At 64.6% G+C, this 6,006-nt stretch carries 4 protein-coding genes and 1 pseudogene; 3 read left to right on the top strand and 2 right to left on the bottom strand.

Features of this window, described 5'->3' with window-relative positions; translation table 11 throughout:
* Positions 1-6: 6 nt before the first annotated feature.
* Both BMY22_RS25350 and BMY22_RS04500 read left to right on the top strand, forming a co-directional pair.
* A pseudogene (locus BMY22_RS25350) lies at positions 7-560 on the top strand (ISAs1 family transposase).
* 969 nt (positions 561-1,529) lie between these two features.
* Complete coding sequence (locus tag BMY22_RS04500; RefSeq protein ID WP_090619901.1) at positions 1,530-1,925, top strand: hypothetical protein; 396 nt, start codon at positions 1,530-1,532, stop codon at positions 1,923-1,925.
* A 252-nt stretch (positions 1,926-2,177) separates the two neighbouring features.
* On the opposite strand, the gene BMY22_RS04495 is transcribed toward BMY22_RS04500, so the two are convergent.
* Positions 2,178-2,363, bottom strand: a complete 186-nt coding sequence (locus BMY22_RS04495) for an oxidoreductase-like domain-containing protein (protein ID WP_244158796.1) — start codon at positions 2,361-2,363, stop codon at positions 2,178-2,180.
* On the bottom strand, positions 2,360-4,210 hold the full coding sequence (gene ftsH / locus BMY22_RS04490; protein ID WP_090619899.1) for an ATP-dependent zinc metalloprotease FtsH: 1,851 nt from the start codon (positions 4,208-4,210) through the stop codon (positions 2,360-2,362). The genes BMY22_RS04495 and ftsH overlap by 4 nt, the downstream gene beginning before the upstream one ends.
* 239 nt (positions 4,211-4,449) lie before the next feature.
* Between ftsH and BMY22_RS04485 the strand changes: the two genes are divergently transcribed.
* Positions 4,450-6,006, top strand: coding sequence for a GGDEF domain-containing protein (locus tag BMY22_RS04485; protein WP_090619897.1), 1,557 nt, complete (start codon positions 4,450-4,452; stop codon positions 6,004-6,006).

Raw genomic sequence — 6,006 nt, 5'->3', positions numbered from 1 at the left:
GGCGCGGTGATCAGCATCGACGCCATCGGCTGCCAGAAAACCGTGGCCGAACAGATCGTCGCGGCGAAAGCCGACTATGTGCTGGCCCTGAAGGACAACCATCCGACGCTGCGCGAGGAGGTTGCGCTGTGGCTGGACGAGCAGAGCGACAAGGGTGCCCTGCCGATCCTGGAAACGATCGACAAGGACCATGGCCGTCTCGAGGTGCGTCGCTACAGCTTGAGCGGCCAACTCGACTGGCTGGAGCCCCGAGCCCAGTGGAAGGGCCTGACAGCGCTTGGGCGAGCGGCCGGGAAACGCGCGAGTGCCGCTATTTCCTGAGCTCGATCGGCGGCCTGGAACGCTTTGCCGGCGTGGTGCGCGACCACTGGGCCATTGAGAACAGCCAGCACTGGGTGTTGGATGTGCAGTTTCGCGAGGATGCCAATCGCAGTCGCAAGGACCACTCGGCCAGCAACCTGGCCGTGATACGCCGCGCGGCACTGAACCTGATACGACAGAACGACAGCAGTCAACTGAGCATTGGCAGGCGGCGCATGCGGGCTTGCACCAATGCGTAGTACCGAACCCAACTGCTGTTTGGCCCGGATGCCTCATAGCGCGATTGCCTTGACCCCGCCCCCTCGATTCAGCACATCAACGCCCCGCTCTTCGCCTGCTGGCCCATCATCGCCCTAGCGATCCGTCCACCAGAGCCAGCAGGTAGACCAGCTCGAGCAGCTGGAGCAACGTGTCGGGCGATCAACCCCACCAGTAGGCAGGACAACCCGAGCAGCCGGCCCCGCATCCTTTTTTGGTATCCATTCCCAGCACTTCTCCAAGATCTTCAGTAGTGCATCGATCTGCGCGGCGTACCGCTCGAAACACGAAAGGGCAGCCAAGCGTGCCCAGATTTCGGAAATTGGTGTTCCGACTAGACAACCGATAGCCCGCCAACGATCAAGGCACTGATCACTCATCCTCCCCGCACTTCAAAAGCATCGCTCGATACCTGCGCAGGCCTGCTTGTGTTCCCTAGCCGACCGCCAAGGCCGAGTGGCCTGCAGGAAATAGTAGGGGTGGTGTTCGGCTGATCGGCGGATTTACGGAACACGACTGGTGCTCTGAACACCACGTGTTCCACCTTGCGTGTGTTGGTGCTCCATCGCTGTAAGCCTTGCCATTACTGGCTTTCAGCGATTCGGGAACACCAAGAACACGGAGAACACCGGATTTTCGAGGGGAAAGGTTTGAATGTCCCCAAACCCCCGGTAGGGGCGAAGACCAGCAGCGAGGAAAGTCTATGCCCTGCTCCAGACGGATCAACATAAATGGGGCATAGGAGTTTGCGCTGATACTGGTCATTGGCAGTCATCACAGCGGGTCCTCCCCAGGGGGGCCACCCTACACGGGTAATTCGACCCGCGTTTTCTCTCTAGCTGATATTTGCTCGGGGATGTCCGTCTTTCCTTGACCTAGCTAGGTGAGCTCGGAGACTCAATCAGGTAGCCTTGGCCAAAGACACACCGGCACCATGGAAACAGGAAAGGATGATCCTCAACATCATCGGCTTTACCGGCTACGACTTAGCGCTGCTCGCTGCATGCACTGTAGGAGCAGTGATCGGGAGCTTCGCTCAAACGATCATCTCAACCATTCACCCTGATGGCCCGCCATGCGAAGAAGGGGAGATGCTCTTCGCTTCCAATGAACTCCAGAAAGCTCGAGGTGCCTGGATAGTTCTGCGCCTCATGCTTGGAGCAATCCTCGGCTTCGTGTTCGGGCTGTACTTCGTCGGATCACTTCATGAGACCCCTGCGACCTTCGCCAAGGTGTGGGCACTGTCCTTCGTCGTCGGGTATGCCGCTCCGAAGATATGGGCCGTCAAGGAACAAGTACTTATACAAAAGTTAGAAACGGTGACGCACCACCAACCTGAGAATTGATAGCGCAGGCTGCCATGTATGCCAACCTGTATGCCTTACGCTATCTAAAAAATAAAAAACCATATAAAACAGAAACTTAATACTCCAGTTCAAACGTCGGTGTCGCCGTGTATGCCGGCATGTATCCCTTTGCGAAAACCGAACCCAAGGAATACATGCCCCACGAAGCGCCCCGAAACCGAACGCCGGCCCCTCTGGCCGGCCGAGCATGGGGCTTCTTCTTCTCCGAACGGACAGCAGACCTCCAGGCCCCTACCCGGCCGGCTCGCGGACGTGGCGGGCCTGCCACTCGGCCAGTGTCCGGGCATACTCGGCGCGGGCCTCGTTGTAGTGCGCCCAGACGCAGGCCTCGCCGCAGCCGTCCTCGCAGCACTCGCCCTCCTGGGGCGGCTCGGGGGGCAGCGGAGCGGGATCGTCGTGCACTGGCCGGTCGTTCATTGCGCTGTCGCTCCCGATGATTCGGCGGGGTCCTTCCGCCCCGCCCCGACCAGCTCGGCCAACTGCTCGGTGTCGAGGGTTTCCTCCTCCAGCAGGCGCCGGGCGCAGCGTTCGAGCAGTTCGTGGCGCTCCTCGAGCAGGGCCACGGTGCGCTGGAAGGCCCGCTCGATGATCGCCTGCACCTCGGCGTCGATGGCGGTCGCGGTGGTTTCGCCGTATTCGTGGCGGGCCGGCAGGCCGTACATCTGCTCGACGCCCAGGAAGCTGTGCTGCTCGCGCTCCAGGGTGACGTGGCCGAGACGTTCCGACATGCCGTAGCGGGTGACCATGGCGCGGGCGATGTCGGTGACCTTGGCCAGGTCGTCGGCGGCACCGGTGGAAAAGTGGGAGTAGACGACCCACTCCGCCGCGCGGCCGCCGAGCAGTACCGCCATCTTGTTCTCCAGCTCCTCGCGGGTCATCAGGAAGCGGTCCTCGGTGGGTCGCTGGATGGTGTAGCCGAGCGCCCCCATGCCGCGCGGGATGATCGACACCTTGTGCACCACGTCCATCCCCGGCAGGGCCATGGCCACCAGCGCGTGGCCCATCTCGTGGTGGGCGACGATCTCCCGCTCCTTCGGATTGAGCAGGCGGTTGCGCTTTTCCAGGCCGGCGACGATGCGCTCGATGGCCGCGGTGAAATCGTCCATGGTCACCGCCTCGGCCTGCCGGCGGGTGGCGAGCAGGGCCGCCTCGTTGACCAGGTTGGCGAGGTCGGCGCCGGTGAAGCCGGGGGTCAGCGCGGCGATCTGCTGGGGATCGATGTCCGCCGCCAGGTGGGCCTTCTTCAGGTGCACCTCGAGGATCTGCACGCGCCCGGCCTTGTCCGGCCGGTCGACCAGCACCTGGCGGTCGAAGCGGCCGGCGCGCAGCAGGGCCGGGTCGAGGATTTCCGGACGGTTGGTGGCGGCCAGCAGGACCAGCCCGGCGGAGGTGTCGAAGCCGTCCAGCTCCACCAGCAGCTGGTTGAGGGTCTGCTCCTTCTCGTCGTGGCCGCCGCCCAGCGGGCCGACGCCGCGGGCGCGGCCGAGGGCGTCCAGCTCGTCGATGAAGATGATCGCCGGCGCCTGCGCCCGGGCCTGCTCGAAGAGGTCGCGGACCCGCGCCGCGCCAACCCCGACGAACATCTCGACGAACTCGGAACCGGAGATCGAGAAGAACGGCACCTTCGCCTCGCCGGCCACCGCCCGCGCCAGCAGGGTCTTGCCGGTGCCCGGCGGGCCGACCAGCAACACCCCCTTGGGCATGCGCCCGCCGAGGCGACCGTAGGTCTGCGGGTCCTTGAGGAAGTCGACGATCTCCTTGAGTTCGTCCTTGGCCTCGTCGACCCCGGCCACGTCGGCGAAGGTCACCTTCATGTCGGTCTCGACGTAGACCTTCGCCTTGCTCTTGCCGATCTGCATCATGCCGCTGCCCAGGCCGCCGCCGAGACGCTTGAGGAGGAACAGCCAGAGGCTGAAGAAGATCAGCGCCGGCAGGGTCCAGGACAGCAGGTCGCGCAGCAGGGTGCTCTCGATCTTGCCGGCGTAGCGCACCGGATACTGCTGCAGGTGCTCGGCCAGGCTCGGCTCGATGCGGGTCGCGACGAAACGGCTCTGGCCGCTGGGCAGCGGCTCCTTGAGCTTGCCCTCGATCTGCCGATCGGTGACCGCCAGCTCCTCGATCCGACCATCCTTCAGGTACTGCTCGAAGTCGCTGTAGGGAATCTGCGCCACCTGCTGCTGCTCGGTCAGCAGGCTCTGGATGAGCACGAAGCCCAGGATGGCGACGAACCAGTAGCCGATATGAAACTGCGCCTGTTGCTTCACGATGCCTCCGATGAATGACCGCCCGCTTCCCGCGAGCCTCGCCCGTGCATTATCTGCGCAGCGGGCGGAAGGCAGGCAAGCCGGACGAGCCCCGGACCTTGGCATTATCGGTCCGAATCGGCACTGGCCATGTGCTATTTTGCCGCCGGCGTGGCACGGACCCCACGACGCCCCATCAACAGGAATCGGCGCCAGACCCGCACGGAAGGGGAACGGCCGGCCATTGCCCGCACCTGCCCATGCACACCTTCAACCGAATCGACCTGCGCCGACTGATTCTCCTGCTGACGCTGACGGTCGCCCTGTTCAGCTTCTTCAACAGCTTCCATGCCAGCTACCAGACCCAGCGCGACCTGCTGATCCACCACACCCTGGAGTCCAATCGCGTCTATGCCGCCAAGCTTCGCCTGAGCACCGAACAGCTGCTCGACACGATGCGCCAGCAGCTGACCTACAGCGCCAGCCAGCTGGCGGAGCGGATGGACCAGCCGGAACGGCTGGCCGGCGAAACCGAGCGCCTGATCCGCCAAACCCGCCATTTCAACTCGGCCTTCGTGGTCCGCCACGACGGCAAGGTCCTGGCCGCTTCGCCCGAAAGCCTCGGCATGCTCGGTCAGATGCTCGACAGCGCCGGCGCACGGGAAGCCCTGGAAAAGCGCCGCCCGCTGATCAGCGACCCCTACGTCAGCGCCAAAAACAACCTGGTAGTCTTCGTCTCGCAGCCGATCCTCGCCGCCGACGGCACCTACCAGGGCTATGTCGGCGGCAGCATCTACCTGCAGCAGGAGAACATCCTGCACACCCTGCTCGGCGAGCATTTCTACCAGGACGGCTCCTATCTCTACGTAGTCGACCGCAACCGCCACCTGATCTACCACCAGAACCTGCAACGGGTCGGCGAGACCGTTGCCGGCAACCCGGTGATCGAGCGGGTGATCCGCGGCGAGGCGGGCAGCCAGGCGCTGAGCAACTCCCAGGGCATCGAGATGCTCGCCGGTTTCGCCCCGGTGACGGACGCCGGCTGGGGCATCGTCGCCCAGCGGGCGACGGAACTCACCCTGCAGGAGCTGGATGGCCTGATGCTGAACATCCTGCGTCTGTCCCTGCCGATGCTGCTGCTATCGCTGGGCGGCATCTGGTGGCTGTCGCAACTGATCTCGCGGCCGCTCTGGCAACTGGCCAAGAGCGCCCAGCAGTGGGACACCGACGAGTCGCCGGAGCAGGTGCGGCACGTCAAGGCCTGGTACTTCGAAGCCGACCAGCTCAAGCGCGCGGTACTCAGCGGCCTGGCGCTGCTCCATCAGCGCCTCGGCAAGCTCAGTCAGGAAAGCCTCACCGACCCACTGACCGGACTGAGCAACCGCCGCGGCATGCAGGCGCAACTGGGACAGTGGCAACGGCAATCCCAGTCCTTCGCGGTCATCGCCCTCGACATCGACCATTTCAAGCAGGTCAACGACAACCACGGGCACGAATTCGGCGACCGCGTGCTGCAGCACCTCGCCCAGCAGATGAGCGACTGCTCGCGCGCCAGCGACCTGCTCTGCCGCAGCGGCGGCGAGGAATTCCTCATGCTCCTGCCGGGTACCAGCCCGGAGGCCGCCCGCCAGGTCGCCGAGCGCCTCCGCGACCGGATGGGCAGCACCTGCTGCGCCGACTGCCCGAGCGTTACCGTCTCGGCCGGCGTGGCGCACTGGCCGAACAGCGCCGCCAGCGTCGAGGAGGTGCTCAAGCGTGCCGATGCCGCCCTCTACCGGGCCAAGCACGCGGGGCGCAACCGGGTGGCGGTGGGCTGA

The sequence above is a fragment of the Azotobacter beijerinckii genome (genome assembly GCF_900110885.1).
Taxonomy (GTDB): Bacteria; Pseudomonadota; Gammaproteobacteria; order Pseudomonadales; family Pseudomonadaceae; genus Azotobacter; species Azotobacter beijerinckii.
This window is presented reverse-complemented; position numbering and strand designations above follow the sequence as displayed.